General features: G+C 35.2%; 38 protein-coding genes. 13 read left to right on the top strand and 25 right to left on the bottom strand.

From position 1 onward, the window contains the following. Window positions 1–430: 430 nt before the first annotated feature. The 4 genes from Q0371_RS14605 to Q0371_RS14590 form a co-directional block, all read right to left on the bottom strand. A complete protein-coding gene (locus Q0371_RS14605) occupies window positions 431–913 on the bottom strand; it encodes a hypothetical protein (RefSeq protein ID WP_298472286.1) in 483 nt (160 codons plus the stop codon). Beyond that, window positions 910–1,116, bottom strand: a complete 207-nt coding sequence (locus Q0371_RS14600; RefSeq protein ID WP_093496836.1) for a helix-turn-helix transcriptional regulator — start codon at window positions 1,114–1,116, stop codon at window positions 910–912. Before Q0371_RS14600 ends, Q0371_RS14605 begins: the two co-directional genes overlap by 4 nt. Before the next feature lie 249 nt (window positions 1,117–1,365). Continuing rightward, window positions 1,366–1,629: a YqkE family protein gene (locus Q0371_RS14595; RefSeq protein WP_298472281.1), complete on the bottom strand. Its 264-nt coding sequence runs from the start codon at window positions 1,627–1,629 to the stop codon at window positions 1,366–1,368. Between the two features lie 15 nt (window positions 1,630–1,644). Beyond that, window positions 1,645–2,847 carry an acetyl-CoA C-acetyltransferase gene (locus Q0371_RS14590; protein WP_298472278.1) on the bottom strand — a complete coding sequence of 401 codons (1,203 nt, stop codon included), beginning with the start codon at window positions 2,845–2,847 and terminating at the stop codon, window positions 1,645–1,647. A gap of 92 nt (window positions 2,848–2,939) precedes the next feature. On the opposite strand from Q0371_RS14590, the gene Q0371_RS14585 reads away from it, so the two are divergent. From Q0371_RS14585 to Q0371_RS19220, 3 genes are all read left to right on the top strand, one after another. Next, window positions 2,940–3,836 carry a hydroxymethylglutaryl-CoA lyase gene (locus Q0371_RS14585; protein ID WP_298472276.1) on the top strand — a complete coding sequence of 299 codons (897 nt, stop codon included), beginning with the start codon at window positions 2,940–2,942 and terminating at the stop codon, window positions 3,834–3,836. A gap of 9 nt (window positions 3,837–3,845) precedes the next feature. Next, window positions 3,846–4,805 carry an alpha/beta hydrolase gene (locus tag Q0371_RS14580; RefSeq protein ID WP_169360808.1) on the top strand — a complete coding sequence of 320 codons (960 nt, stop codon included), beginning with the start codon at window positions 3,846–3,848 and terminating at the stop codon, window positions 4,803–4,805. A gap of 240 nt (window positions 4,806–5,045) precedes the next feature. Then, entirely contained in the window at window positions 5,046–5,165 is a 120-nt protein-coding gene (locus Q0371_RS19220) for an NUDIX hydrolase N-terminal domain-containing protein (protein ID WP_340883751.1), read from the top strand. Window positions 5,166–5,348: 183 nt separating this feature from the next. On the opposite strand, the gene Q0371_RS14575 is transcribed toward Q0371_RS19220, so the two are convergent. From Q0371_RS14575 to Q0371_RS14550, 6 genes are all read right to left on the bottom strand, one after another. Then, entirely contained in the window at window positions 5,349–5,882 is a 534-nt protein-coding gene (locus Q0371_RS14575) for a hypothetical protein (protein WP_298472274.1), read from the bottom strand. A gap of 207 nt (window positions 5,883–6,089) precedes the next feature. After that, window positions 6,090–6,311: a YneF family protein gene (locus Q0371_RS14570; RefSeq protein WP_144537029.1), complete on the bottom strand. Its 222-nt coding sequence runs from the start codon at window positions 6,309–6,311 to the stop codon at window positions 6,090–6,092. A gap of 149 nt (window positions 6,312–6,460) precedes the next feature. Beyond that, window positions 6,461–8,461 carry a transketolase gene (gene tkt / locus Q0371_RS14565; RefSeq protein WP_169360805.1) on the bottom strand — a complete coding sequence of 667 codons (2,001 nt, stop codon included), beginning with the start codon at window positions 8,459–8,461 and terminating at the stop codon, window positions 6,461–6,463. Between the two features lie 86 nt (window positions 8,462–8,547). Then, complete coding sequence (locus Q0371_RS14560; protein ID WP_169360804.1) at window positions 8,548–8,781, bottom strand: DUF896 domain-containing protein; 234 nt, start codon at window positions 8,779–8,781, stop codon at window positions 8,548–8,550. A gap of 65 nt (window positions 8,782–8,846) precedes the next feature. Then, entirely contained in the window at window positions 8,847–9,494 is a 648-nt protein-coding gene (locus Q0371_RS14555; protein ID WP_298472271.1) for a recombinase family protein, read from the bottom strand. Then, on the bottom strand, window positions 9,491–9,802 hold the full coding sequence (locus Q0371_RS14550) for a LysM peptidoglycan-binding domain-containing protein (RefSeq protein WP_298472269.1): 312 nt from the start codon (window positions 9,800–9,802) through the stop codon (window positions 9,491–9,493). The genes Q0371_RS14555 and Q0371_RS14550 overlap by 4 nt, the downstream gene beginning before the upstream one ends. 173 nt (window positions 9,803–9,975) lie before the next feature. On the opposite strand from Q0371_RS14550, the gene lexA reads away from it, so the two are divergent. The 4 genes from lexA to Q0371_RS14530 all read left to right on the top strand — a co-directional run bounded on the left by lexA (window position 9,976) and on the right by Q0371_RS14530 (window position 13,173). Further along, window positions 9,976–10,596: a transcriptional repressor LexA gene (gene lexA / locus Q0371_RS14545; RefSeq protein ID WP_169360801.1), complete on the top strand. Its 621-nt coding sequence runs from the start codon at window positions 9,976–9,978 to the stop codon at window positions 10,594–10,596. 252 nt (window positions 10,597–10,848) lie between these two features. Then, window positions 10,849–11,298, top strand: coding sequence for a DinB family protein (locus Q0371_RS14540; RefSeq protein ID WP_298472267.1), 450 nt, complete (start codon window positions 10,849–10,851; stop codon window positions 11,296–11,298). A gap of 174 nt (window positions 11,299–11,472) precedes the next feature. Then, on the top strand, window positions 11,473–12,060 hold the full coding sequence (locus tag Q0371_RS14535; RefSeq protein WP_298472265.1) for a hypothetical protein: 588 nt from the start codon (window positions 11,473–11,475) through the stop codon (window positions 12,058–12,060). A 516-nt stretch (window positions 12,061–12,576) separates the two neighbouring features. Further along, complete coding sequence (locus Q0371_RS14530) at window positions 12,577–13,173, top strand: hypothetical protein (protein WP_169360798.1); 597 nt, start codon at window positions 12,577–12,579, stop codon at window positions 13,171–13,173. A gap of 63 nt (window positions 13,174–13,236) precedes the next feature. Here the strand turns inward: Q0371_RS14530 and Q0371_RS14525 are convergent, their stop codons facing one another. After that, window positions 13,237–13,476, bottom strand: a complete 240-nt coding sequence (locus tag Q0371_RS14525) for a hypothetical protein (RefSeq protein ID WP_298472263.1) — start codon at window positions 13,474–13,476, stop codon at window positions 13,237–13,239. Between the two features lie 288 nt (window positions 13,477–13,764). Between Q0371_RS14525 and Q0371_RS14520 the strand changes: the two genes are divergently transcribed. Next, the gene (locus tag Q0371_RS14520; protein WP_169360796.1) at window positions 13,765–14,448 is read left to right on the top strand and encodes a hypothetical protein; all 684 of its coding nucleotides are present in this window, start codon (window positions 13,765–13,767) and stop codon (window positions 14,446–14,448) included. A 57-nt stretch (window positions 14,449–14,505) separates the two neighbouring features. Here the strand turns inward: Q0371_RS14520 and Q0371_RS14515 are convergent, their stop codons facing one another. The 6 genes from Q0371_RS14515 to Q0371_RS14490 form a co-directional block, all read right to left on the bottom strand. After that, window positions 14,506–15,195: an N-acetylmuramoyl-L-alanine amidase gene (locus Q0371_RS14515; protein WP_169360795.1), complete on the bottom strand. Its 690-nt coding sequence runs from the start codon at window positions 15,193–15,195 to the stop codon at window positions 14,506–14,508. A 113-nt stretch (window positions 15,196–15,308) separates the two neighbouring features. Beyond that, a complete protein-coding gene (locus tag Q0371_RS14510; RefSeq protein WP_298472259.1) occupies window positions 15,309–15,578 on the bottom strand; it encodes a phage holin in 270 nt (89 codons plus the stop codon). Then, complete coding sequence (locus Q0371_RS14505; RefSeq protein ID WP_251556002.1) at window positions 15,575–15,868, bottom strand: hypothetical protein; 294 nt, start codon at window positions 15,866–15,868, stop codon at window positions 15,575–15,577. Before Q0371_RS14505 ends, Q0371_RS14510 begins: the two co-directional genes overlap by 4 nt. A 560-nt stretch (window positions 15,869–16,428) precedes the next feature. Beyond that, window positions 16,429–16,905, bottom strand: coding sequence for an ArpU family phage packaging/lysis transcriptional regulator (locus tag Q0371_RS14500; RefSeq protein WP_298472257.1), 477 nt, complete (start codon window positions 16,903–16,905; stop codon window positions 16,429–16,431). Between the two features lie 103 nt (window positions 16,906–17,008). After that, the gene (locus Q0371_RS14495; protein ID WP_298472255.1) at window positions 17,009–17,173 is read right to left on the bottom strand and encodes a DUF3954 domain-containing protein; all 165 of its coding nucleotides are present in this window, start codon (window positions 17,171–17,173) and stop codon (window positions 17,009–17,011) included. Window positions 17,174–17,239: 66 nt separating this feature from the next. Then, the gene (locus Q0371_RS14490) at window positions 17,240–17,434 is read right to left on the bottom strand and encodes a hypothetical protein (protein ID WP_298472253.1); all 195 of its coding nucleotides are present in this window, start codon (window positions 17,432–17,434) and stop codon (window positions 17,240–17,242) included. A gap of 219 nt (window positions 17,435–17,653) precedes the next feature. On the opposite strand from Q0371_RS14490, the gene Q0371_RS14485 reads away from it, so the two are divergent. From Q0371_RS14485 to Q0371_RS14475, 3 genes are read left to right on the top strand one after another with little or no spacing between them, the layout of a single operon-like run. After that, on the top strand, window positions 17,654–17,980 hold the full coding sequence (locus Q0371_RS14485; protein ID WP_298472251.1) for a helix-turn-helix transcriptional regulator: 327 nt from the start codon (window positions 17,654–17,656) through the stop codon (window positions 17,978–17,980). 27 nt (window positions 17,981–18,007) lie between these two features. Next, on the top strand, window positions 18,008–18,454 hold the full coding sequence (locus tag Q0371_RS14480; protein ID WP_298472249.1) for an ImmA/IrrE family metallo-endopeptidase: 447 nt from the start codon (window positions 18,008–18,010) through the stop codon (window positions 18,452–18,454). A 43-nt stretch (window positions 18,455–18,497) separates the two neighbouring features. Then, window positions 18,498–18,887, top strand: a complete 390-nt coding sequence (locus Q0371_RS14475; RefSeq protein ID WP_298472247.1) for a hypothetical protein — start codon at window positions 18,498–18,500, stop codon at window positions 18,885–18,887. 38 nt (window positions 18,888–18,925) lie between these two features. Here Q0371_RS14475 and Q0371_RS14470 read toward each other — a convergent pair whose 3' ends face one another. The 5 genes from Q0371_RS14470 to Q0371_RS14450 form a co-directional block, all read right to left on the bottom strand. Then, the gene (locus tag Q0371_RS14470; protein WP_251556012.1) at window positions 18,926–19,330 is read right to left on the bottom strand and encodes a nucleoside 2-deoxyribosyltransferase; all 405 of its coding nucleotides are present in this window, start codon (window positions 19,328–19,330) and stop codon (window positions 18,926–18,928) included. Between the two features lie 20 nt (window positions 19,331–19,350). Then, window positions 19,351–19,851, bottom strand: coding sequence for a nucleotidyltransferase family protein (locus Q0371_RS14465; RefSeq protein WP_298472244.1), 501 nt, complete (start codon window positions 19,849–19,851; stop codon window positions 19,351–19,353). A gap of 90 nt (window positions 19,852–19,941) precedes the next feature. Then, complete coding sequence (locus Q0371_RS14460) at window positions 19,942–20,226, bottom strand: hypothetical protein (protein ID WP_298472242.1); 285 nt, start codon at window positions 20,224–20,226, stop codon at window positions 19,942–19,944. A 30-nt stretch (window positions 20,227–20,256) separates the two neighbouring features. Then, entirely contained in the window at window positions 20,257–20,790 is a 534-nt protein-coding gene (locus Q0371_RS14455) for an HAD family hydrolase (protein ID WP_169361145.1), read from the bottom strand. Window positions 20,791–20,880: 90 nt separating this feature from the next. Beyond that, the gene (locus Q0371_RS14450; RefSeq protein ID WP_169361146.1) at window positions 20,881–21,027 is read right to left on the bottom strand and encodes a hypothetical protein; all 147 of its coding nucleotides are present in this window, start codon (window positions 21,025–21,027) and stop codon (window positions 20,881–20,883) included. Window positions 21,028–21,627: 600 nt separating this feature from the next. On the opposite strand from Q0371_RS14450, the gene Q0371_RS14445 reads away from it, so the two are divergent. Continuing rightward, window positions 21,628–22,044, top strand: coding sequence for a hypothetical protein (locus tag Q0371_RS14445; RefSeq protein ID WP_298472239.1), 417 nt, complete (start codon window positions 21,628–21,630; stop codon window positions 22,042–22,044). Window positions 22,045–22,104: 60 nt separating this feature from the next. Here Q0371_RS14445 and Q0371_RS14440 read toward each other — a convergent pair whose 3' ends face one another. Continuing rightward, window positions 22,105–22,332: a lactate dehydrogenase gene (locus tag Q0371_RS14440; protein WP_169361148.1), complete on the bottom strand. Its 228-nt coding sequence runs from the start codon at window positions 22,330–22,332 to the stop codon at window positions 22,105–22,107. A 349-nt stretch (window positions 22,333–22,681) separates the two neighbouring features. Between Q0371_RS14440 and Q0371_RS14435 the strand changes: the two genes are divergently transcribed. Then, window positions 22,682–23,596: an iron-hydroxamate ABC transporter substrate-binding protein gene (locus tag Q0371_RS14435; RefSeq protein ID WP_251557131.1), complete on the top strand. Its 915-nt coding sequence runs from the start codon at window positions 22,682–22,684 to the stop codon at window positions 23,594–23,596. 72 nt (window positions 23,597–23,668) lie between these two features. Here the strand turns inward: Q0371_RS14435 and dnaN are convergent, their stop codons facing one another. Together dnaN and Q0371_RS14425 are read right to left on the bottom strand one after the other, a co-directional pair. After that, complete coding sequence (dnaN, locus tag Q0371_RS14430; RefSeq protein ID WP_298472235.1) at window positions 23,669–24,799, bottom strand: DNA polymerase III subunit beta; 1,131 nt, start codon at window positions 24,797–24,799, stop codon at window positions 23,669–23,671. A 215-nt stretch (window positions 24,800–25,014) separates the two neighbouring features. Further along, a complete protein-coding gene (locus tag Q0371_RS14425; RefSeq protein WP_298472233.1) occupies window positions 25,015–25,257 on the bottom strand; it encodes a hypothetical protein in 243 nt (80 codons plus the stop codon). Window positions 25,258–25,495: the final 238 nt, after the last annotated feature.

Raw genomic sequence — 25,495 nt, 5'->3', positions numbered from 1 at the left:
TCTATAATATTGTTATGATAATCATAGTATAACTGGGTATTTTTATCAATTAGTTATTTGAAAATTTTATAAACTTTTATATTTGTAGGATGACGTTAGCTACAGGTGGGTTTAAAAAGGAACAGAAAAAAGAGCTTGGAAATATATCTCCAAGCTTAATAGATTTTAATGCTTTATTTTTTGCTTAATTGAAAGTTCATAATAGAGAAGAAATTCGAACCCAGTAGTTCTCCGCTACGGTGGACGCTTTCCTGGGGGCACGTGGCCTTAGCCTGTAGTCTCTCCCTCGAGCTTGTCCCCTAGGAGTCGCCACCTTCTCTACGAACAAAAAGATTGTCTTACAAGAATCAGCTGGCTTCTTAAACAAATAAACCGTGAAATCAAGCTACAGATTTCACGTTTCTTTAATTTATTTTTCTCTCAACCTCATTCACTTATAATATTCAACGCACCATGCTATAGCATAAGCTATGCCGGAAGCAACTATTGTTCCTGCAAATAAATAGATAGGAAATGCAGGATGTAGATAAATGTAATTTGTAGAAAGAACCATAATCAACATTGCAGTAATTGCACTCAATGTAAAAGCAACATGAGAAGCTCTGGATGCTTTATTGGTGATGCTCAGCTCCCGTTCATCTCCATCTTGAAATTCTCCAAACTTCAAAAGGATGTCTGCCCTTTTTTTTGACTTCAATCTTAGAGACAGAATTGATTGAAGTATCATTAATAAAATACTGAGGATAAATGGCCACCAACTAAATTTTACTTCCACGTTTATAACTTCACCGTTTGACAACCCTCTATCAAATTCATCCATCAACCAGATGTTTTCATAAGCAAACCCCATTGCAAATGCAAGCACCCCTATAATAATGATTTTGCTGATACTTTCAAATAGAACAATCTTCATTTGCCATCCCCCTTGAAAAAGATTTTTTCAATTGGCTCCTGAAACACTTCCGCTATATTCATCGCGAGTAACAGCGATGGCACATAGGTTCCTTTCTCCAGCGAGACAATAGTCTGACGCGTTACACCTACTTTTTCTGATAAGTCCTTTTGTGTAAGGTTAGACCTTGCTCTCAGTTCTTTTAAACGATTCTTTATCTCCATTTATTCCCTCCACTGTTTTTTAATTACCTTTAATGTAAAGTAAACCAGACATAAAGTAAAGTATTTCTTACATTAAAGTGGAGATAAATATAAGTTCATATAATCAATTTCTAGTTCATAAGTGAAAAAACTTTAGTCCTCTGAAGTAAATTACCTGGTCAGTATCGTTATAAATTTTCACTCATTATGATTCAAAAATGGCCCCTAAAATTTTGCTGTCCGCAAAATTCTAGGGGCCATTCATTTTTTTTAGAACTTAGAACCACTAAAGCCATACTCATCGAGCAATTCTTCGAAGGATTTGTTTTTTTCTTTTTGTTTCTTTTCAAAAGCAAGCTGTGCCTGTCTTTCTTCTTCCTTCTCTTGCTCAGCTGTGACTAATTGCTTCTTAGTTTCTTTTAACTTAGCAAGCACATCCATAGAAAGCTGATCTGAAAGAGAATTCCCATCTTCTTTTACAGCTGAAGATTTAAAATTAGGCTGTTGCTGTCTTTTTTGTTTCTTCTTAGCCAATATTATTCACCTACTTTATGAGCGTTTCACAATAGTGGCTACGCCTTGTCCTCCACCTATGCAAAGTGTCGCCAGCCCCGTTTTAGCATCTCTTTTCTCCATTTCATGAAGTAAAGTAACGAAAATTCGAGCACCACTCGCACCGATTGGATGACCTAAAGCAATTGCTCCACCATTTACATTTAGTATATCATGATTGAAGGCAAGCTCTCTATCTACTGCTATAGATTGAGCAGCAAAAGCTTCATTTGCTTCAATTAGCTCGATTTCACTTAAGGATAGTTTTGATCTATTCAACACTTTTTTCACTGCTTCCACAGGTCCAATTCCCATCACGCTTGGATCTACTCCAGCAGATGCATTAGCAAGAATTGTAGCTAATGGTTTTAAGCCTAGTTCTTCAGCCTTTTGTTTGGACATTACGACAACAGCTGCTGCGCCGTCGTTAATACCCGAAGCATTTCCAGCCGTAACTGAACCGTCCTTTTTAAAAGCAGGACGCAAACCAGCTAGCTTTTCCTCTGTTGACCCTTTTTTCGGATATTCATCCTTATCAAAGATAACAGGCTCGCCTTTTCTTTGAGGAATCTCAACAGGAACTATTTCATCATTAAACTTGCCGGTCTCTACAGCTTCTGCTGCTCTTGCTTGAGACCGAGCAGAAAATTTGTCCTGCTCCTCACGTGAAATATCATAGCGGTCACAAAGATTTTCTGCTGTTATTCCCATATGGTAATCGTTAAAAGCACACCATAGACCATCAGAAACCATACTGTCTACTACTTTTTGATCGCCCATTCGGAACCCTTCTCTAGCATTTTTTAATAGATATGGAGCTTGACTCATATTCTCCATACCACCAGCAACAACTATATCTGCATCTCCAGCAATAATCGCTTGTGTTGCCAAATGTATTGCTTTAAGACCTGAACCACATACTTTATTTATAGTTAAAGCCGAAACGGATTGTGGTAAACCTGCTTGTATCGAAGCCTGTCTAGCAGGGTTTTGTCCAAGACCAGCCTGAAGCACATTCCCCATGATTACTTCATCCACTGATTCCTTAGAAACTCCAGCTTTTTCTAAAGCCTTATCAATTACAATTGCTCCAAGCTTTGTTGCCGGAACATCCTTTAGTGCGCCTTGAAAAGAACCAATAGCAGTTCTAACTGCACTTACGATTACAACTTCATTTGTCACGTGAATTTCCTCCTTCATATCCCCTATTTTCAATAAAACTATGAAACAAAAATTTTAAAATTTGCTTGTTCAACCAACCTTTCTTTACAATAAAAGAGGGAGGGATGAATATGTATAGTTTACCAAAAAAAGTGACAATTATCGAGGTAGGTCCACGGGATGGTCTACAAAATGAAAAAAATGTAGTACCAACTGATGTAAAGCTGTTATTTATCGAGCAACTTCAACAAGCTGGGGTAGAGGAAATGGAACTAAGCTCCTTTGTGTCACCTAAATGGGTACCACAAATGAGTGATGCAAAAGAAATTGTTACAAATGCGAAAAAAGTGGGTAGACAATTTGTACTAACACCAAACAAAAAAGGAATAGACCTAGCATTGGAAAATGGAGCTAAAAGTGTCGCTGTTTTTGTTGGCGTTTCAGATAGCTTTAATAAAAAAAATATTAACAAAACTACTAGAGAAAGTATGAATGAATTAAAGCCTCTTGTAGAAAAATTAATAGAAGACGGATATTTTGTCCGTGCATGTATTTCCACTGCTTTTTATTGTCCTTTTGAGGGTGCAGTCGATCCGGAAAAAGTAACTGAACTATGTAAGGAATTTGTGTCATGGGGTGTACAAGAGCTTAGCGTGGCGGACACTATTGGAATGGCGAATCCAAAAGAAAGCTACGCACTTTTCCATACGTTAATAAATGAGTTTCCTCATACATTAATTACTGCCCATTTTCATGATACTCGCAAAATGGGTATTGCCAATATATTTGCAGCGTTACAAGCAGGTGTATCTCGATTCGATACTTCGGCTGGTGGTTTAGGGGGGTGTCCTTTTGCACCGGGTGCAACAGGCAATGTAGCAACTGAGGATGTCGTGAATATGCTACATAAAATGGATATTACCACTAATATCGACATAGATGAATTATTAAACGCTGTCGACATAATTTCTCCTTATGTGTCCAGACCAATTGAAACAGGTATGTATAAACTATTTAAAAGCAAGTAGGTGTTGACCTTGAGAAAAAGAGTAATTGTTTGGACGAGTATTTTTACAAGTATTATTTCTGCTGTTGCTACTATATTCGGCTTTTTTCTTACAAACAAACTTATGTATATGAAGAAAAAAGAAGATGATTTTATTTATAACCGGGAGCTTACATCCAAACGATTTGATGAAGCTTGGTATACAGCAGTAAATAAATTAGAGCGATGGATCCCCTCTAAAAACGGATACTCACTTAAAGCGATTTTCATCGAGCCATTAGAAACGAGTAACTACGTTATTATTTGTCATGGCGTTACAGAGAACAAGATCAATTCACTTAGATTTGTTAGGATGTTTGAACGACTGGGATTTAATAGTGTTGTATATGACCACCGTAGACATGGGGATTCTGGTGGAAAAACGACAAGCTTCGGTTATTATGAAAAAATGGATTTACAGGCTATTGTGGAAGCCGTTAGAGAAAGGGCAGGTGAAAATGCAGTTATTGGTATACATGGAGAATCCATGGGCGCAGCCACCACCCTTCTCTATGCTGGTTCCATTGTGGATGATGCAGATTTCTATATCTCCGATTGTGCATTTTCCAACTTTGAAGAGCAAGTGTATCACATTATGACTCAAACAACCCCTCTTCGTTCAAGCTTAGCAATCCGATTTGCAAATTTTTTCTTAAAGTTTCGAGATGGGTACACCCTGAATTTAGTATCCCCCATTGATGTAGTAGACAAAATTGAAAAGCCTGTCCTATTTATTCATAGCCTGGAGGACGATTTTATACTACCGAAAATGACTGAGGACTTATATGAAAAGAAAAGAGGTCCAAAGATGTTAAAGCTATTTGATATTGGGGCTCATGCTAAATCGTTTAATGAGAACAGCAAGGAATATGAGGAAATCGTCTCAGATTTCTTAAAGCAATATGACCTGCTAGGAGAAGAGAATCCGATACAAACTTTTACGAATAACTGATTCTAAATTTTTCTAACAGATAAAGAAGATGACCTTTAATACTTGGGTCATCTTCTTTTAATGTAGCTGGACATTGAACATGATGATCTTAACGCTCATTTCATGGAAAACGTCCGCTAGAAGCTTAGAAATCATTTCCATTTGGTTTTTAGATAGTATAAAAAAATATTCCAATTTAATAATGTAATAAAAGGAGTTATATCAATTGGGGATTTTGCATTAATAAGGCGAGGATTATATATGGAAAATAAATTAAAGTTATTAGAACATGTTCGCTCGACAGCTCAGTTCGGGATAGAATATACACATAATCCGTATGATATTGAAAGGTATGAAATGATGCAGAGTACTTCGAATTAGCGAAATTAAGAAAAGCATTATTGGATTTGTAAATATCGTTCGACATTACTCGATACGCAGAGTAACACCTTTACTAGTAGAAAATACAAAAACAATCGACTAATCCTAAAATTCAATGAATCCAATTGAATGCTTCTATATTAAGACTTTAAGATTATACTTGAGTACCTAGTTGTACCTATATTAATCCAAAAATATATTTTCAATAGATTCGGATTCATTCTTATAAATTTTATACATAAAGTACATCAAAATAATAACAGCAAAAAGTAAAGATGATTCGCAAATGTGGTCCTCAGTGAGTATAGTTGTTTTAAGCGTGAATTCATTTGGTTTAATAGTAGCGATATGAATTTGATTTATTTTCACTTCTATCTCGTTGCTCCAATTTTCCTCAATTCGTATGTCTTGTTCATCAATATTTCCTAAAACACAAAAGTAGAGTAGGCTATTCCCTTGCTTATCTTTCAAAAAATAGGTCTTCTCTTCTGTTTCAATGATGTATGTAGCAATAAGAAAGTTTTTGATATTTCGTTTTTTAATCCCGATCTTAATTTCGGATCCCTTGTGAGCAGTAAATGACACTACACTTCCCTTTTCACATCTTGAAATATCTGCTTCTTCAATGGTTCCAACACTCTCTTTCTCCCTGTTTTCCACTTGAATAGCATTCTTTTTTTTCATGTATAACACATCATTGAATTGATATTGTTTCATTTGTATCTCACCTTTCTCAGTGGCTTATTCATGGTTATACATTTTTTATATCCCTCACTCTAATACTTATTACGATTTAAGCAATATTAAGTTTCAACTACATAATTATTCTATAATTTGGCCGGATTGTTCATAAAAAAAGACTATAGACAACTCAAATATAAATGAGTTGTCTATAGTCAGAAAGCACTTTGCTAAGTGGCTTTATTATTTATTTTGCATTTTATTCATTTGGTTCATCATTTGTTTCACTTGTTTTTCGGATGGTTTACGACCCATCTGTGCCATCATCATACGTAGCATTTGTTCGTTGATTGGTGGATTTTCTTTCAAATATTTCATCATATATTGACGTGCTGCAAAAAATCCAATTACAACACCACCGATTAAAGCGACAATTACTATAACAACCCATATCCAAGTATCCAATGTTTTTCCTCCTTTACCAACTTCTCTACGTGTACAAGACACCAATTGAAATTATACTATAAATTGGCTAGGCATTCTATATAATTTCTTTTAAAAAATAGCAATTCGAATACTTTTAAGACCAAGTATTCGAATTGCACATAAGAATATTATTTTTGTAGTAAGTTTTTCATTTTAGAAACAACATTTTCTACATTAAATCCGTATTCTTTCATAACGATTTCACCAGGAGCACTTGCACCGAATGTATCGATTGCAATTACGTCCCCTTCGAATCCAACATAACGATGCCAACCAAGAGAAGATCCCATCTCAATCGCAAGACGTTTTGTTAAATTAGAAGGTAGTACTGCATTTTTATATGCAGCATCTTGTTTTTCAAATCTATCCCATGAAGGCATAGAAACTACAGAAACTTGAATTCCTTCAGCCGCTAAAGCTTTTTGAGCTTCTACTGCTAGCCCAACCTCTGAACCAGTTGCTAATAAGATACCTTCTGCATTTTCTGCTGGAGAAACGACATAAGCACCTTTTGCAACTCCCTCACTTGCTTGTTCCACAGAACCTTTTAGTGTTGGTAGATTTTGACGTGATAGAACTAATACAGTCGGTTGATCTTTAGAAGAAACAGCTAGCTTCCATGCTTCAGCAGTTTCGTTTGAATCAGCTGGTCGTATAACTGATAGACCTGGCATCGCTCTTAGTGATGCTAAGTGCTCAACTGGCTCATGAGTTGGACCATCTTCTCCTACTGCAATACTGTCATGTGTAAATACATAAGTAACTGGTAATCCCATTAAGGCAGATAGACGAATTGCTGGTCGAACATAATCACTAAATACGAAGAATGTACCGCCAAATACATGAAGACCACCATGTAATGCCATACCGTTAAGTGCAGCTCCCATTGCAAATTCACGTACTCCAAACCAGATGTTTTTACCTGCATAGTTTTCAGCAGAGAAATCGCCAGCATTTTTAATAGTAGTTTTGTTAGAACCAGCTAAGTCAGCACTTCCTCCAAAGAATGAAGGTAGATTCTGAGCAATTGCGTTAATTGCTTCTCCTGAAGCAGCACGACTTGCCTGTGAAGAACCTTCTTCATATGATTTAAGAGCATCTGCAAAGTTTGCAGGCATTTCTCCTTTAATCGCTTGATTTAAAGTTGCTGCTAATTCTGGGAATTCTTTTTCATATGCTGCAAATTTATCATTCCAAGATGCTTCTTCTTGAACGCCTTGACGTTCTGCAGCTTCCTTGAAAGTCTCGTATACTTCCTCTGGAACATAGAAATCTTCCTCAAATAACCATTTGTACTCTGCTTTAGCTAAAAGAGATTCTTCTTTTCCAAGTGGCATACCATGCGCATCTGCTTTACCTGATCGGTTTGGTGAACCAAATCCAATGACTGTTTTAACTTCGATAATAGTTGGCTTATCATTTTGTGATTTAGCTTTATCGATAGCAGCAGAAATAGCTTCGATGTCATTTCCATCTTCTACGTATATATGATTCCATCCATAAGATTCAAAACGCTTAGCTATATTTTCAGAGAAAGATTTATGTAAATCTCCATCTAATGAAATATCATTACTATCATACAATACGATTAATTTATCTAACTTCAAGTGGCCTGCTAGTGAAATAGCTTCAGCAGCTACACCTTCCATTAAATCCCCATCGCCACATAACGCGTACGTATAGTGATCAACAACAGAGTGTCCTTCTTTATTATAAGTGGCAGCTAAATGAGCCTCGGCCATTGCCATACCTACAGCCATACCAATTCCTTGTCCTAATGGACCAGTAGTTGCTTCTACCCCAGCAGTGTGGCGGAATTCTGGATGTCCGGGAGTTTTAGAGTTCCACTGTCTGAAGTTTTTAATCTCTTCCATTGGAAGATCATATCCGCCAAGATGTAGCAAGCTGTATAACAGCATAGAGCCATGACCAGCAGATAAAACAAAACGGTCGCGGTTAAACCAATTAGGGTTGCTCGGATTGTGGCGTAAATGTTTTGTCCATAACGTATAAGCCATTGGTGCAGCCCCCATTGGAAGACCAGGGTGACCAGAGTTTGCTTTATCGATTGCATCGATAGAAAGAGTACGTATAGTCGTAATTGCTAATAAATCTGATTGTAATGACATGAATGACATCCTCTCGAACAAATTTTTTTCTATATTATTAGTGTAGACAACAATCTCTGTATTATCAAGGTTTCTAAAATGATTAGTTAATTCAGAAATTTACCCTTTTTTGCTTGCTGAACCTTTTCTGGCGTTACGTCATTTCCAGAAGGGTCAATAACTTTCACATGTTCAATTGTATCTCTCATCGTCGCTCTAAACGTTTCCAAATATTCTTTGCGTAGTGCACTTTGTTCTTTTGCCTCTTCAATAGATAATCCACTAGACTTAGATTTCTTTGACAGCTCGTTTATACGTGCTAATTTTTCTTTACTTAACATTTAATTTCATCCTTTCAGCTATCTCTTATATAAAGGTATGAAAAAAACACACGAAGTGCAAGTCTTTACTCTTCGTGTGCTTCTTTATATTCAATATATCTTCTATGTACGGTAGCTTTACTTATATGAAATCCTAACCCTTTGAGAGTGGATGTAATTTCCTCATAAGTTAGTCCTGCATTTCTTAACCGGACTATTTCATCAACTGGTATATCTATACGATCTCTTCCTTCAGGATTCCCTCGAGTTTTTAAATTCTTTTCTGGCTTATAACCTTGCGAGATTGCTCGTTTCATCCCACGTTTAATTTTGGCGTTGTGAATTTTGCGTTGATACTCCTCAACTAAGGCAAGAATTTCTAAAAGCATAGAATCCATTTCATTAAGGTTTAATATCCCTTTATCTTGCAATGTAAATACGGTAGTATTCGTTTTCTGCAGCATATGAAGGACTGCCATTCTCCCATTTCCTCTGCCGATTCTAGTTTCATCTTGGACAAATACAGCTTTAATATCATTCTCCTTCACATAATTAAGCATTTCTAGTAGGCCATCTCTCTCCACATCGTACCCACTATGCTGGTCTAAGAATACTTGAGAAACCTCATAACCCTGTTTTGTTGCAAAATCTATTAACTCTTCTTCTTGTCTCTCTAGTGAAGTTTCTTGAGTAGACTTGTCTGTACTTACCCGACAATAAATAACTGATTTCATTCTCCTGCTACCTCTGTTCCATAATTTAAGTGATAGTTCTCACTTACCTTTGGAATTACTATAACATCTCCTGGTTTAATAGAGGTATCATATAAATTATTCATTTCGATAACTTTACTTATCCAGTCTTCTTTTGAATCTTTTACTCCATATTCACTAGCAAGTCCCCAAAGGGAATCTCCTTGTTCTATATGAATTTCGTAATCTTTTTCTGCCGAGATTGTATGTGTAATAGCCATAGTTGTTATGAAAATTAGATTAAGTCCTAAAAATAACGCTAAAAAATAATTGTTTTTTACCCAATTCATGTTAAAACCTCCAAATAAGAATGTTTGTTCGTATCTACATTTTAATACTAATGCGAACATTTGTTTTTGTCAACATATTTTAGAACCTATGTTTGCATATTGTATAGGACACTGTTATACTATTAACAAGTATTAATATAGTAGGTAATTTATTACTAAAAGAGGTGAACTCATTGAAGAAAGCGTCGAAAAGACAGGAAGATATTTTAGCTTTTATAAAAGAAGAGGTTCGTAAAAAAGGCTATCCACCTTCCGTACGTGAAATTGGCGAGGCTGTTGGACTTGCCTCAAGCTCTACAGTGCATGGTCACTTAGCAAGATTAGAGAGTAAAGGGTTAATTCGGAGAGATCCTACAAAACCACGCGCTATTGAAATTTTGGACGGTTTGGAAGTTTCTGTGGAAAGACAGGGTGTTGTGCATGTTCCTTTGGTTGGTAAAGTTACTGCCGGTATGCCTATAACAGCTATTGAAAATGTTGAAGAATTTTTTCCTTTACCTGAAACGTTTGGTACATCGGACGACCATCTATTCATGTTAGAAATTATGGGTGACAGTATGATTGAAGCTGGAATCTTGAATGGAGATTATGTTGTGGTTAAACAACAACAATCTGCTAATAATGGGGATATTGTAGTTGCAATGACTGAGGACGACGAAGCTACTGTGAAACGGTTCTTTAAAGAAAAAACATATTTTAGATTACAACCAGAAAACTCGACTATGGACCCTATTATTGTGAACCAAGTTTCGATTTTAGGAAAAGTAGTTGGAGTTTACCGACATATCCACTAATAATCTCTTGACTTATTTCCGTATCATAGTATGATTACGTAGAGCCGATATCATATCTAAACTAGAAAGTGGACATTTCTGTTTAGATCATCGAAAAACCCCTTCACATTTATATGTGAGGGGGTTTTGTTTTTACTAATAATTTCTTATCTTGCTTTTACACCTTAAGTCTACACTTCCCCCTCGTCTTTTTATGAAAGAACTTAACAAAAGAGAATCATAATCTACTAACCGTGGAAAGGAAGATTCAAATTGCAATTTCCTTATCGTAACGATTTTCGAAAAACCTTAATACCTTACCTTAAAAATTTGTCTGAAGAAAATTGGGTGAAAGTTCACCCTAATTACTCTAATAATGTAGCCTGGGTAGTATCTCATATAGCCACAAGTGAGGATTTCTGGATCAATGAAATAGCTTTTAAAAAGAAACCTAAAGTTACTGTTGATGCTTATTCACCACCTCGAGAAATCTTAACAGCTTACGAGGAAATCAGAATGGAAACTGATTTTATTCTTAACTCTTTGGATGTTTTACAATTTGACCAGCTTATAGACGTGCCATCATTTTCTGACGGGTGGATCCCTCCATCAGTTCCGACAATTGGTTGGGTATTTCAGCATGTGTATGGTCACGAGGCCTACCATATTGGTCAACTAGCTGTGATTGCCCATCTGAACCAATTTGAAAAACCATTATTCTAACAACTATTACATACATTTCTACTAAAAAATATTAAATACTCTATTTTTCATTTATTTTATACAATTTTCTCCTTTTTTGGTTTTTCTTTTTGCGACGAAGGGTAAAGTTTTATAGTTCAAGAAAAACCTTCCATATATGTGTGTTACAACCCAAATAAGAAAAGGAGAGAAAATATGAGGAAAGGACTAAAATTAATATTTTTACTTTCGTGCACTATTTACTTAGTTGCCTGTAATTCAAATGAAGAGGTTACTCCCCCAATAGCTGACAAGGAAAAACGACCAATAGAACTTAAAGCTAGTAAAACAGAGGCAGAAATGGTATCTACTAAAGTACCTGAAAATTTTAAAGATCGAGAAGCCGTTGAAACGTATGTCACGGAAGTTAGGGAAATTTATATGGAGACTACTAATTTAGGAGCTCAGTGGGATGCTCTAAGAATAGGCTCCTCCACAGGAGAGGTAACTCCTCCAGAATTCGCTGAAGTAATCAGAACAGATTTGTTACCCCAAAACATGGCTATTATTGAAGTAATTGAAGCAATAGTCCCTCCGAATGATGAAATTGCTCGTACCCATGAACTTTTTATAGACGCAATCAATAAACAGCATATAGCATTTAGTGAGGTTGCTACTGCTATGGACACATACGATTCCAATAAAATGACTAAGGCGAACGAAATTTTGAGTGAGGTAAGAAAACTTGATCGCGAATTTGGAAGAGAGATGGAGAATTTACTACTTGAATATAATATAGATTGATTTGTAAAAAAATCACATACACCAAAAGACATTAAGATGGCATGATATATTCATGTCCATCTTTTTTTATTTCCAAAGAACCTCCTTCCCTTTTTCATAACATCTGAGTGAATATATTTCTGACAGACGCTTTCAGTTGTTCAGGTTAAGCCATCATCCTGATGTCGTGACCTGCCGCTACAATCACTTATTTGTAAATGTTAGCGTTTAATCAGGATTTTGCTATTTAAGAAAATACTCATCTTTATATTTTTATATCCCCTTAAAACACCCTATTACCAACGCACAAAAGCTATTTTACAAGCGATCATTAACCAAATAGCAGTGACTTCATTTTTTCATCTGAATATATTAAGTAAGTGATTTTTTATTCATCGAAAATAAAAAGAAATCAGCTTAGGAAGGTCTTAGTATGTCCTTCACTGGTATCGCATTTGTTAGCCCGTTTAAAAGATGTATGAAAGATCCGTGTACTAAAAATATAGTACTTTCCAATTACAGGAAGGGGTTAATAAAATGAAGAAATGGTTCATGATAGGGTTAATTTCCCTTATTCTGGGAGTGACTGCCTGTTCTCCATCTTCAAAGGAAGCAAAGCCCGAGAAGGAAACGGTGGAAGTCGTCAAAAAGGAAGAAGAGTCTGAAACTAAAGTAGAAAAAGAAGTTACGAAGGAAGAAGAAAAAACAGAAGTTGTGACAGCCGACAAGGAATTGATACAGTATTATGTTGATGATGTACGAGACGCTTATATGCAGGTATCTGACTTAGCGGTACAGTGGGATGAACTTAGAATGGGTGCATCAAATGGTGAAATCGATAGCTATACATTTGCTACTGCCATTTATGAAGAAATACTGCCGCAAAATATGTTTGTACTAGAAAACATAGAAGCAATCATTCCCCCTAATGATGATATTGCAGCTACCCATGAGTTACTAATAGATGCCATTAGCAAGCAGCACATTGCATTTAGTGAGGTTGCAGCCGGCATGGATGCCAACGACCCAGATAAAATTACAAAGGCAAATGAAATTTTAAATGAAGTACGAAAATTGGATCGTGAGTTCGGCAGAAAAATGGAGACACTCATCAAGGAATATGGAATAGATTAATACAGCTATAATAAAGAAAGAATATAAAAAATGGGCTGGTAAACATTTTGCCAAGCTCATTTTTTAATAATAAGGTTTAAATAAACTGATTATAGCCATTAAAACTAGTATCAAAGAGATCATCATAAATGTATAACCCATAAATACTTTGTTCTCTTTTTTTAAATCGTTTAACCCTAATAGAAAACAATTTGCACCTATGAACAACGCCATAAAAGGTAATAAATTCAGTTCGGTTAGTAAATCTAAAACTCCAAATACAATTGCACATACCAACAAGGTTACTCTTATTTTTTCGAACATCAATGCACCTCTTCACTTGTACCATATTTATAGTGGAATGTATTATTCTTCTCTCTTTCTCCTTCCTACCCTATAGAAGTAGACACTTCATATATCCCCTGTAAAAAAATCACCAAAATAATTTTATTCTCGCCACGTCTTCATACACTATTCTCCTTTCTAACAATGAACTCCTTTATCTTTCCTTTTTTAGTAATTAAATCTCTATCATAACTCATAAAAAATAACATTATTGGGCAACCTCTTAATGTTTAAACAAATCTTTTCTTATGATTGGTGGAGAAATATATGGGAAAGTCAAAAAAGCCGTTTTATAAAAAGTGGTGGTTCTGGGTAATCGTCATTATTATAATCATTGTATTAACTACAGGTGGCGGAGATGAAGACGCTACAAATGATACCGCAACCGATCAAACTACAAACAAAACGGATGATACCACTACCTCTGACAAACCTACAGAGGAAAAGGAGGAAACCAAAAAGAAGGATGACGGGAAGATTAAATCGGGGACTTACAAGGTTGGGACCGATATTCCAGCTGGAGAATATATAGTGTTTGCAAAAGGCTACACGTATATCGAGAGCTCTAAAGATAGCTCCGGAGCATTGGAAAGTATTATTTTCAACGATAACTTAAGTAAGGGTGCAAATTCCTATGTGACTCTTAAAGATGGGGAATATTTTAAATTCCAGGATGGAGAAATGTATGCGGTAGACCAGGCACCTTCAGTTATTCCAGAAGACAATGTCTACACGGATGGTATGTATAAGATTGGAAAAGATCTCCCTGCAGGAGAATATAAGATCACTTTAGGTACAGATTCTGAATTAGGTTATTACGAAGTATCTAAGAGCAGCTCTCATCAGCTGGAAGATATCGTAACGAATGAAAATGTACAAGCTGATACTTATTTAACTGTTTCAGATGGTCAGTATTTGAAGCTGCAAGGTGTAACCATTAATACAAAGTAGAGGAAGAAAAGCGTGGAGTAAATATACCCCGCGCTTTTTCTTTTTGATGCATCCTTCTTATTTTACTCTTAATACTTGACCAACATAAATCGTATAATTGGAGTCTAGACCATTCCAATCTTTTATCTGCAGAACTGTACTACCGTATCTTTGGCTAAGTCCATAGACAGTGTCTCCGCTTACAACCGTGTGATAAACAGCTGTAGCCTTTTTAGGAAGCCCAAAGGACTTTACGATACCATTTACATGACCTCTAGCTAAAGATTCAATGAAAGAGGAAGTCTTGAGCTTAGCTGCATCGTTGGCATTATCAATAAACCCGTTTTCTGTAAGAATCGAAGGCATATTCGATTCACGTAGGACATGGAAATTAGCTGTTTTCTTTCCTCTATCCGAAAAATTGACAAGCTTCAATATTTCAGAGTGAATATTCGTTTGATACGTAGTAGTAGGCGAGCCGCTACCTGGATATATATAATCCTCATAGCCTGTCCCACCTCCAGCATTAATATGGATAGAAACGAAATAATCAGCTCCCCAAGCATTTGCTTGGTTCGTGCGCTCCTGTAAAGACAAAAATGAGTCTCCCGTCCGACTCATCAAAATACTTACATTGTTGTATTCTGCCAAAAGGATATTTTTTACACGTGTCGCGATTTGTAGTGTTAAATTTTTCTCCTGTAAGCCATTCCCCACTGCTCCTGGATCTGTTCCTCCATGACCTGGATCAATAAAAATTTTTACCATAATCAATCACCTCTTCTAATTTTTTGTTTTTTATTAAACACATTTTTTCTTACCTTTTACTACACCAATGGAATCACCCCTTTCAATAAAAAGAGCCACCCATAGAGGGCAGCTCAATTTGGTTTTCTATATGTTAATGCTCTTTTGCTATCAGATAAATGCTGTGTCGTAGGATCTTGTACCAACCCAATCATAGAAAACAGACCAAACACTACATTTACAACCGCTAGCATCCACGTCTCTAGCTCATGAGATAAAGTATATTCTGTAATCTTTAGGTGTTTGAAAGCTATAAGCACGAGCTCTGTTAAAATAAACAATTGGGATAGGAAGCCCATGACCCAAATCTTATTTTGCAAACGGACCTTCCAGTTAATGTTCATACATTTGCCACCTCCTGTATGAGTGACAATTCTTCAATCCGTTTGTTCGCTAGTTTAGTACCTTCCTCCATTCGAGTTAATCTTTCCGATAAAATCTCCCGTTGCTTTTCCAGCGCCTTTATTTCTCTTTGAATTACCTCCACTCCTCTGCTGATCGTATCGAGCTTTGTTTCAATTACCGCAGTTCTAGCAGCCTCCGCCTTCACATCCTTGTCTCTGTTACGGCTATAAGTGAGCAATCCTACAAAAAAACCTAATACTGTACATCCCATACCGATAAATAACTCCATTCCCTCACTCCTTTTAGGGAAAGAAAAAGAACGTTCCAAAATTGGAACGTTCTTTTTGTTTCGCCGTTATTTTTTTATTTCTTCCTAGTTTATATTAAAACATATTAATATCGATAATTAGTGCCATCAATGTGCCATCTTTTGTGGAAGGATTTCAAAAAAATTTCTATATCAGAATGCAGAATTGATTCCGCGCCAGCCGGACGCTTTCCGTGGGGTGAGAGTTAAGCCATCACCCGTCGCTTACGCACGCGGATGTGTCTTAAATGTCTCACTCATCCCACAGGAGTCGCCGTCTTTAGCTCCAATCAATAAATGGGGAACGCAAGCTTCATTCATAGAATCCATTTATAAAATTATCTTACATAAAAAGAAAAGAATAGCTTACTCTGATAACATTTGAATTGTACCTTTGTACTGGTTACGGTCATGATAAAAGCTAAATTTTTAGTCAAAATTCAACAGGATAATTATTTCTAAAAATCTATCATCCACCAAAGTATTTTTGTCAAACATTCTATAGGTTATATTAAATCATACTTTAAACAAAATAGTGTGCCTTAAAAGTGCCATTCTAATTCTCCTTTTAATACACTCAACTCATTATTTAAACTCTCCCTTTTTTCTTTCCATACAACTATGTCCATAGCTATTGCAAGCTTTTGAAAGGCAGCTGCTTTTATACGGTAATACTGACGATGAGACAGATGTAGTTCGGTGTAAACTTCATAATCATATGCCTCTTCCTTACCAAAATATTTCATCGTGATGATCGATCTTTCTTTATAGGATAATTTATTAACCGCACTTATTGTTTTCTCCATCACTTTTTCTCTTTTTCTTGCATAATCAACATTTTTCAAAGCAGATTTTTCTGTAGATGAACCATTAAAACCACCTGAGGGAGGGACTAGAGAATACTGAGTTGTGATAGTAGGCAGATTATCAAGAGAAGATTGAAGCATATACATCCTGAATTCTGCAAGAGAACGTTCTACTGCCTTTTTGGTCTTTTTAGAATCTATTTGTGAGTTCATATTAAATACCCTCCTTTAAAATAGTAAAAGCATTTTTCACCTATAAATAAAAAAAGACACGAAACTTGGATTCAAGTTTGTGTCCTGGTTATTCCAGTAACGACTATATTCTTTTAGTTGATTGAATCTCGATATGAGTAGGCTTTCCATTTTGCCATGTGATAATTTGTTTACCGAACCCATATTGTGGGCTTTCCACTAACTTCATTTTTCCGTCCTTAATCAGACATACAGCTTGTTCCACTTGACTCTTCTCTTCATTTTTCATACATATCTCCTCCCTTCCTCTAACTATGGCAGGCTTATAAACAATGATTTTATTCAAAGATTCTTATTACCATCGACTAAACATACTTGCTAGCAGGCTTTTATGGTAGTGATTAAATTTGGCCTCCCCCGACTGTTCCTTTACTTTAAGATATTCCTCATGCCCCCTACTTTTTGAAACGACAAACCACAGTTCATGAGGATCCTTCAGTGTTCCATCATTGAAATACCACACATCTAACAAATAGGCGTCTTGCTTCATATTATTTCTCCCTTCATTAAAGTAACCGTTTTGGTGACTTAAACTTAAAATTTTTTATTTTGCTACTTACCGAATTGCTTAATCGAACTTGTGGAAATAATATATCACCATATTGGTTACTTGTAAATGGTAGAATAGCATTACTTATAAATTTAATTCCCATTTTGGTGACTATATTATATAATTGAATAATCACTAATGCAGGAGGAAAAACAGAATATGGAACTGACTAATTACGTAGGAGAACATATTAAAAAATGGCGCATCATGAGAAATATGAACCAAGAAGAATTGGCTGAAAAGTTGCATACGACAAAACAAACTATTTCCCGTTACGAAAAAGGAGAAAGGAAGGCCAATCAAGAAATACTATATGAGCTAGCTAAAATCTTAAATGTGTCCATTAATGAGTTTTTCCCACCATTGGAATCTAAAAAAGAAAAAAACATCGTAACCATAGCTGCGCATATAGATGAGGATGTCACTGAGGAAGAGATGGAAGATATAAAAAAATATATTGAGTTTATCAAGTCCCAAAGAAAATAAATTCTCTTATTATAGGGGTGTATTTGCATGAGTTATGAAAAGCTTTTGATGGAATATCCACAAATCTGCATTATAGAAAAGGATTTGCCAAAAGGACTTTCAGGGCTATACTATGACAATAATATTGAAATTAATAAGTCACAGTCCTCCTATGAAAAACATTGCATATTGGCTGAAGAGCTTGGTCATTATGAAACAACTGTTGGGAACATTACGGATTTAAATAATACTAACAATCAAAAGCATGAGCTAATTGCAAGAAGATGGGGGTACGAAAAAATAGTCTCTCTCGATCATCTAGTCGAATGTTATCTTCGCGGGTATACGACTGCAGAAGAAATTTGCTTGCATCTTGAGATTACTCCAAGCTTTTTAAATGATGCATTAAAGGTTTATAAGCAACGTTATGGGATTTCCGTACACTATAAAAATTATGAATTATTTTTTGACCCTTTAAATATCATAAAGAAATAATTGTATAAGACTATTAAATTGCCATCAAGAAGGAGGCTGTCCTATGAACCTGAAAAGTATTATCGGAATGTGTGTAAGCTTGATTTTACTGATTAATTTATTCATCTATATATTTATCAGAAAGGCGATCATGCTAGCAGATTTTCCTATTAACTACAAAATGCATGAATTGGATTCATTTTTCTTTTTAGTTTTACTCACTTCGTTCCTTTTAGTCGTTTTCTTATTATTTTCCGATAGATTTCTAAAAATAAACGTAGGCATTTTAGTTTTGATAACAGCCTATAGAACTTTTATATATTATAAACATAAGACAATATTTAAAAGTAATATGATTAATGATTTAAATGAATATTTAATTTGGATGTTTTTATTTCCGCTAATCATTGGCCTTGTCCTATTAATTACTAACAATCGACCTAAGGTAACATAATTTTATCTATTTACTGACAGCCATATTTCTGTAACGAGTTATATTGAACTGCTCTTCACATTTTCCATCCAAATAGATTGAGCAAAGGAGTTTAAATCTCCCACGTAGCGGTTTACTCCATCTACGTGATAAAAGGTACTTGTTTGATCGAAGTTATATGAGGATTTGCATGTAGAAAATAAATATATACTTTTTCCCAAGGCTAAGGCTATCCCCATCTCTATGTGGCTACCCTTTCCAGCTGGAAGTATCACAATCAGTACCTCAGATTCACTTACAGCCTTCATCTCTTTTTTACCGATATCAGCGAGACACGCATATGACTCCGCTTTTTGATTTTCAGTCCAATCGTATGTATGGTTCCATCCTTTTTGTCTAAGTAATTTTGCCAGCTCCCTTACTTGCCGGACATTCTGAAAGCTTGAAGCAATATAAAAGTTCATGTATGCCCCTCCCCTATGTATTACCAAGGTATAATTTCTAGTAATGGCCATTTTTCTTTCCATTTCGTCGATTTGCTCTCATAAATCTCTTGAGTAACTAATAGTTTGTTAGGTCTAACAACCATCGAGAACAAATCATTAAAACCATACGAAGAATATATGGTGTACAATCCATTATGCTCTAACCTAACCCCTATAGCAGTCGCTGTCGTCGGCCAGCTGTCAATTGCTGTCTCAATCGACATATATGGTTTAATAGGAAATCCAAATTTACTTTCATACCAAAAATGTACTCTTGCTTGATTTTTTACGTCTAACTTAAAAGAAAAATCACCAAGAATTCTCTCTAATTCTTTCTTTAGCTTTGTTTCATGATGTACATCTAAATTATATTTATCGTAATATACAATGTCGATGTCTGAAATTCCATACTCCAGTGGATATCCTGATATTTCGTTCCATATAGTATTTGTAACACTACCTGCTCCCACATAATATTCAAATGGCGGATCTAATTGCATGAGAGCTCTCAATACACTACACTACTCATAGATTTGCTTTTTTTTAGTGTTTCTAACAATCTATCCTCATACAAAAGGTTTCCTCCCATTTTAATCATTCATAGTCCAAACTCTATATAAAATTATATCGTTTACATTTATTTTATCTCTGTGCACAGCAACCTTCACATTTAGGTAATCAGCCCATTTTGGTAGAAGTTCACTGAGACTAGCGGTCACCTTTTCATCGGGAGTGGCATATCCAACATTCTTTTTATTTACTAAGCAATCCAAGAAATCTACATACAATGAATCGGACCACTCGTATACTTCCATTTCCATATCGAAAATCCTATTATCCTCCGCGTATTGACCATTTATCCATTGTATTTCCATTCCCATCCCCCTTAACTAGGTGTATACATCTCACTTACCTTTAAGACTATCTTTAATGATCCATCCAGCAGCTGTTGCTAAGTCTGGAAAGATGGCATCAGCTAGCGGATCCCTTTTCCCAAGAAATACACACTTCGTACCAGCTTTTTTTCCTGCTATTATATCCGTATCGGTGTCTCCCACCATATAAGACTCAGCTAATATTATGTCGTATTTTTTAGCAAGGTCCTCAATTAATTTACTGTTGGGCTTTCTACAAGTACAGCCTTCCTTTGGCTTATGTGGGCAATAGACTACCTCATGAATAACTGCCCCCATTTTCTTTAAAGCTTTCGCCATATGGTCATGGATTTTTATTAATTGTTGTTCCTGCATATAACCTAAGCCAACGCCGCCTTGATTCGTCACCACAAAAATATAATCGAATACAGTATTTAATTTTTTTATGGCCTCTGGTACACCAGGAAGAAAATACAAATCTTTTGGCTTATTCACAAACTTTACTCGGTTAGACAACACTTCGTTTATAACACCATCTCGGTCTAGGAATACTGCTTTTTTCATCCTATTCACACCTTTATTATTTTCCTAATATTGTGCCCACAAGGAAAATAATTATCAGGGTAATAAGACAAAACTATTAGCTATAACTTATTAATTTTTAAAAATATTGATAATAATAACTAACACAATGATTCCTACTACTACCAGCCCTCCAATAGTAGGACTACCATACAGAGCCCGATTCCACGCGTCATCCGTTTCAATTTTACTCTTCTTTTCATCACTAGGTTTCCCCATAAATTCACCCTTTTCGATTTAGTTTAAATAGTTGCCTCTAATAGTCTTAAATCGTTAGAAAAAGTTGCATGTATTCTATGTCCGCCAAATAAATCACCATCATTGAAGATACAAACTTCTCATAAGTTATATTGTATTCACCTGCATCTACTGCTTCCCAACTAAGAGTCAGATCATTTTCACCGTATTCAGGTCAAAAGTCATTTTTATAGTTCGAGTAAATATGCAGTCACAGAAGTTCTAACTTGTTTTTGGAAAATTTCTATAAAAAAAAACAGCCTTTCTGCAAAAACTAACAATTGCTTTGCACCCATTCTATTATTACTATTCAAGGTCCAAATGATTTCACCTTCACAGATTTTAAATTTTTTAGTTGTTTCTTCATAACTGAACAGCCCAATGCATCACTATTGAATTCATTTAATATCACCTTCTGGAAAACTAAATGGAACAACGTGATGTTCTCTGTCTATTTTTCATATACCCTATTGTAACTGCGAGAAGAAGGTTTTTGGAAATATATGTGGAATACATATTCAGCTAGATAGGATTTTGGATGTTGAAGTACGTTTACAAAAGCTTGTGAAAAGGAGTTTTAACATGAGGAGAGTTTGTATAATCTTCATCTTCGTCTTGGTGTTAACTGCATGCCAAGTTCAAGCTGCAAACATTACTTTAAATGATGTGATTGTTTCACTAGAAAATCAACATCTTGATGTAGAAGAGACAAGGAAATCTACGGATAACATTTTTAATAATAAGCTGAATGGTATAAAGCCAAACAATTATACGCTACAGGACAAATCATTATTGATCTATATTTTCGACTCTGAAGAAAATAGAAAAAAAGGATTTAAAGATTTTCAGAAACAAACAGAAAGTTTAAATACTGTATCTCATGGTGTTTACGAAGTGAAAAATGTTTTAATCTTTTATGTATATGAAAAGGACTTAGACAATAGCATCGAGGAAGGCCTTCAACAAACGATAAATAATTTAGAAAGGTTAGCTTTATAATACTAAAAAAATAGGGGTATTTCTCTGGACTGAAATCCCCTATTTGCATTCCAATTATAATTAATTTAGTGGTCTTGATATGATAAACTCATACTTTTCCACATTTTCATCTGCTTCCATTGGTACTCCAAATACAGTCGCTGCGTTAATAGTTGTTTCAACATTCGAAAGCTCGTCTTGTGTCAAAGACTCAAAAATGTCAGGATTCATTCTGATTAAAGTAACTTGCTTACCTTGTGAAGTAAGATATTCAATTCCTTCGTGCAGCCTATTTAAAAGTATTTCCATTTTGATTCCTCCTCCATTATTCCACATGAATAGCTTGTCCTAAAAAAAGAAAAATATATAAAATGCTCGTTTAATGATTCATTCATATAAAACGTAATTTCTACATCAAATAAATGCTTTTATACATGAATCAAATTAGTCGTTACCTTGGCTCATCGTTTAACCTATCTAAGACTTACTTAACTTGCCGGTACAAATAATTTATAAATGATACGCATCCAAACAATTATTACATTGACATTTTAAACTAATAGAATTAACATTTAAAAGAGTCAATTGAAAATGATTATCATTACTAATTAATCTTCAATTTATTTCAAATTTTAATGATGAAGAAGGAGTTTAAATGATGAAAAAGCTATTTATGATATCCTTACTGTTCTTTGTACTTATCCTTGCTGCATGTGGAGACAAGGAAACAAATAAGGAGCAAGGAAAAGAAGAAACAAAATCAGATACGATTACATACCAATCAGAAACTGGCCCTATCGAGGTTCCGGCAGATCCACAAAGAATAATTACTCTTACAAACGGGCCAAATGCTTTGGCATTAGAGGCAAATGTAGTTGGAATTGATGATTGGACAAAGATGAACCCTCTTTTTGAAGAACGATTAGACGGGGTGGAAGTTGTAACCGAGGAGAACTTAGAAAAAATCATCGAACTTGATCCAGATTTGATAATTGCAGGTTCTCATATGAATAACATTGAAAAATTAAATGAAATTGCCCCCACAGTTGTTTTTACGTGGGGAAAACTAGATTACTTAGAACAGCAGCTTGAAATTGGGAAGCTTCTGAACAAAGAAAAAGAAGCGAAAGAATGGATAGAGGATTTCAAATCACGCGCTGAATCGATTGGCGAGGCTATTCGCGCTAAAATCGGTGAAGATGCAACAGTTTCTGTGATTGAAAGTGGAAACAAGGAGTTTTATGTGTTTGGAAATAATTATGCACGTGGAACAGAAATCTTGTACCAAGCAATGGGGTTGAATATGCCCGAAAAGGTAAAGGATACAGCTCTTGAATCTGGGATCTACGTTATTTCAACTGAACTACTTCCAGAATACGCAGGTGATTATGTAATTTTAAGCAAAAATCCAGACGTAGATAACTCTTTCCTAGAAACAGATCTATGGAAAAACATCCCTGCAGTTAAAAATAGTCAAGTATATGAAATCAATACAAAGGCTTCTACCTACAGCGACCCTATAACTTTAGAGCACCTTCTAGATTTCTTTGAAAGCTCGTTTTTGAATAAATAAGGACCCGTAAAAACGTGAAATCAAGTTGCTGATTTCACGTTTTTTAATTTCTATACTAGTTATTTGTTTTACTTAATAAGAACGTACCGGTGAAATGAGTTGAAGATAAGAGGACTGTTCAATAGACTCAATTAAAATTGGGCTCATTGATCCGTTAAAACTAACTTTTATCTCTCCATCTTTTATTTTCTTTAAAGCATCCAACAAAAAAATCGCATCAAGTGAAATAGTTAGATTAGTGTCCCCAGTGATTGCTTTAATACTTAGTGTTTCTTCAATCTTCCCTATTTCTGTAGAATTAGAGGAGATTTTGATTTTAGCACCATCGTAAATTTCTAGCTGTACATTGTTATTTTTCCATTCACTTGCAAAAAGACAAGCTCTATCTATTGCTTTTAATAGCTGAACTGTATTAAGTATAATGGTTGTCCTGAAATTATTTGATAGTAGGCCGGATATGTTAGGATAATTTCCATCAATTAGTTTAGAAAAGAGGGAGATGGTATTTGACTTAAATACTATGTACCTTTCTGTCACAAATATGTTTATTACACTAGATTCCTTGTTAATTAGATTGGATAGCTCAATTAAACTTGTGGCTGGAACATTGAAAGAACCATTAATAAATGAATTTGTGGTAAGCTCCCTTAAAGCCAAACGCTGTGAATTTGTTGCAATACACGTGAGCCGGTTTTGATAGAAAGACATATTAACTCCTGTTAAGACAGGTCTAGATTCATTCTTCGAGGCTGCATACACTGTTTGTTTAATAATTTCTACCAATTCATCACTTAGAATTTTTATGGATTCAGTCTCCTCCATTTGTGGAAGACTAGGATATTCATCTGCGTTGAATCCATATAGAGTAGTTACAATTTCATTCGCTTGAATGGTAACGTGCTTTTCTTCATTTACTTTTATATGTATTTTTCCAGGTAGCTTCTTTAAAATTTCACTTAGAAGTTGGGCTGAAACTACAATACTACCTGTATGACAGACTTCCAAAACTTCCAGTTCATCTTTCCATACAGGAATAACTTTTTCGATAATAATATCAGAATTGCTTCCAACAAGAGTTAAGTGATTGTGATCAACAGTTATCTTAATTCCTGAGAGAATAGGGAACTGTGTTTTTAAAGAAACTGCTCTATTCACTTCTGAAATTGCCTTGTTAAAACATGCACTATCTATTATAAATTCCATAAAAACGGCTCACCTCATTTAAGCTTTAAGCATTACTACTTCGACTTCAGTTACCAATTCCCCTCTATTTTTTCTTATTAAATAAGTTAGACGTCTATACACTACTCATTTTTTCTATACATAAAAAAACACCGTTCCAGTCAACAACTGAACGATGCTTTATTTACCTTATTAATCGGTTGGATTTAACAACTTGGACTTACCAATGGTGAATCTTATTTGTTTTTAAGATACTCCATACCTTTAGCAGTGATCCCTAAAACTAGGTTATCTGAACCCTGCCCGCTATCCACTGCATATTCCATTTTGATCAGGTATTCAATCGCTTGTTTACTATTAAGGTCAGTATTTACCATAGCTTTAGGTAATACATAGCTCGCGCCATTATTAGCAAAATGATAATCATACAGACTTTGTAACAAAATATCCGATATTTTATTTAGTTCTTCGTTAGTCAAGCTCATCACTCCTCAGTAATCAATATACAACATTCAAGAAAAAAACTCTTTGTATTTGCTTCAGACAAATAACATAAAAACACCCCGTAAATGTTAGTTGGTGTCTAACATTTACGGGGCAGATCAAATTGATGGTCTTACTTAACTAAAACACCGAATTACGCGTTAGCAGCACAATCAACAAGTTCTCCAAATCAGATTGTTGGAATTGTTAATTAATTCAGAGAGAAATGTTAAA

It is taken from the genome of uncultured Psychrobacillus sp. (assembly GCF_938022135.1).
In the GTDB taxonomy this organism is placed as follows: Bacteria; Bacillota; Bacilli; order Bacillales_A; family Planococcaceae; genus Psychrobacillus.
The sequence above is the reverse complement of the archived record's forward strand: the minus strand, read 5'-3'. Positions and strand labels throughout refer to the sequence as shown.

Excerpts from the sequence above, each read along its gene's own strand:
- Q0371_RS19220 (WP_340883751.1), top strand. The coding sequence starts at position 5,046 with ATGGAAAATAAATTAAAGTTATTAGAACATGTTCGCTCGACAGCTCAG.
- Q0371_RS14525 (WP_298472263.1), bottom strand. The coding sequence starts at position 13,476 with ATGTTCGAAAAAATAAGAGTAACCTTGTTGGTATGTGCAATTGTATTT.
- Q0371_RS14550 (WP_298472269.1), bottom strand. The coding sequence starts at position 9,802 with ATGAATTGGGTAAAAAACAATTATTTTTTAGCGTTATTTTTAGGACTT.
- Q0371_RS14470 (WP_251556012.1), bottom strand. The coding sequence starts at position 19,330 with ATGAACTTTTATATTGCTTCAAGCTTTCAGAATGTCCGGCAAGTAAGG.
- dnaN (WP_298472235.1), bottom strand. The coding sequence starts at position 24,799 with ATGGAATTTATAATAGATAGTGCATGTTTTAACAAGGCAATTTCAGAA.
- Q0371_RS14480 (WP_298472249.1), top strand. The coding sequence starts at position 18,008 with ATGAGTTATGAAAAGCTTTTGATGGAATATCCACAAATCTGCATTATA.
- Q0371_RS14560 (WP_169360804.1), bottom strand. The coding sequence starts at position 8,781 with ATGTTAAGTAAAGAAAAATTAGCACGTATAAACGAGCTGTCAAAGAAA.
- Q0371_RS14575 (WP_298472274.1), bottom strand. The coding sequence starts at position 5,882 with ATGAAACAATATCAATTCAATGATGTGTTATACATGAAAAAAAAGAAT.
- Q0371_RS14495 (WP_298472255.1), bottom strand. The coding sequence starts at position 17,173 with ATGAAAAATGAAGAGAAGAGTCAAGTGGAACAAGCTGTATGTCTGATT.
- Q0371_RS14505 (WP_251556002.1), bottom strand. The coding sequence starts at position 15,868 with ATGGAGTTATTTATCGGTATGGGATGTACAGTATTAGGTTTTTTTGTA.
- Q0371_RS14530 (WP_169360798.1), top strand. The coding sequence starts at position 12,577 with ATGAAGAAATGGTTCATGATAGGGTTAATTTCCCTTATTCTGGGAGTG.
- Q0371_RS14555 (WP_298472271.1), bottom strand. The coding sequence starts at position 9,494 with ATGAAATCAGTTATTTATTGTCGGGTAAGTACAGACAAGTCTACTCAA.
- Q0371_RS14500 (WP_298472257.1), bottom strand. The coding sequence starts at position 16,905 with ATGAACTCACAAATAGATTCTAAAAAGACCAAAAAGGCAGTAGAACGT.
- Q0371_RS14485 (WP_298472251.1), top strand. The coding sequence starts at position 17,654 with ATGGAACTGACTAATTACGTAGGAGAACATATTAAAAAATGGCGCATC.
- Q0371_RS14590 (WP_298472278.1), bottom strand. The coding sequence starts at position 2,847 with ATGAAGGAGGAAATTCACGTGACAAATGAAGTTGTAATCGTAAGTGCA.
- Q0371_RS14515 (WP_169360795.1), bottom strand. The coding sequence starts at position 15,195 with ATGGTAAAAATTTTTATTGATCCAGGTCATGGAGGAACAGATCCAGGA.
- Q0371_RS14440 (WP_169361148.1), bottom strand. The coding sequence starts at position 22,332 with ATGGAAATACTTTTAAATAGGCTGCACGAAGGAATTGAATATCTTACT.
- Q0371_RS14490 (WP_298472253.1), bottom strand. The coding sequence starts at position 17,434 with ATGAAGCAAGACGCCTATTTGTTAGATGTGTGGTATTTCAATGATGGA.
- Q0371_RS14475 (WP_298472247.1), top strand. The coding sequence starts at position 18,498 with ATGAACCTGAAAAGTATTATCGGAATGTGTGTAAGCTTGATTTTACTG.
- Q0371_RS14460 (WP_298472242.1), bottom strand. The coding sequence starts at position 20,226 with ATGGAAATACAATGGATAAATGGTCAATACGCGGAGGATAATAGGATT.
- Q0371_RS14435 (WP_251557131.1), top strand. The coding sequence starts at position 22,682 with ATGAAAAAGCTATTTATGATATCCTTACTGTTCTTTGTACTTATCCTT.
- Q0371_RS14600 (WP_093496836.1), bottom strand. The coding sequence starts at position 1,116 with ATGGAGATAAAGAATCGTTTAAAAGAACTGAGAGCAAGGTCTAACCTT.
- Q0371_RS14520 (WP_169360796.1), top strand. The coding sequence starts at position 13,765 with ATGGGAAAGTCAAAAAAGCCGTTTTATAAAAAGTGGTGGTTCTGGGTA.
- Q0371_RS14465 (WP_298472244.1), bottom strand. The coding sequence starts at position 19,851 with ATGCAATTAGATCCGCCATTTGAATATTATGTGGGAGCAGGTAGTGTT.
- Q0371_RS14535 (WP_298472265.1), top strand. The coding sequence starts at position 11,473 with ATGAGGAAAGGACTAAAATTAATATTTTTACTTTCGTGCACTATTTAC.
- Q0371_RS14510 (WP_298472259.1), bottom strand. The coding sequence starts at position 15,578 with ATGAACATTAACTGGAAGGTCCGTTTGCAAAATAAGATTTGGGTCATG.
- tkt (WP_169360805.1), bottom strand. The coding sequence starts at position 8,461 with ATGTCATTACAATCAGATTTATTAGCAATTACGACTATACGTACTCTT.
- Q0371_RS14450 (WP_169361146.1), bottom strand. The coding sequence starts at position 21,027 with ATGGGGAAACCTAGTGATGAAAAGAAGAGTAAAATTGAAACGGATGAC.
- Q0371_RS14445 (WP_298472239.1), top strand. The coding sequence starts at position 21,628 with ATGAGGAGAGTTTGTATAATCTTCATCTTCGTCTTGGTGTTAACTGCA.
- Q0371_RS14585 (WP_298472276.1), top strand. The coding sequence starts at position 2,940 with ATGTATAGTTTACCAAAAAAAGTGACAATTATCGAGGTAGGTCCACGG.
- Q0371_RS14455 (WP_169361145.1), bottom strand. The coding sequence starts at position 20,790 with ATGAAAAAAGCAGTATTCCTAGACCGAGATGGTGTTATAAACGAAGTG.
- Q0371_RS14605 (WP_298472286.1), bottom strand. The coding sequence starts at position 913 with ATGAAGATTGTTCTATTTGAAAGTATCAGCAAAATCATTATTATAGGG.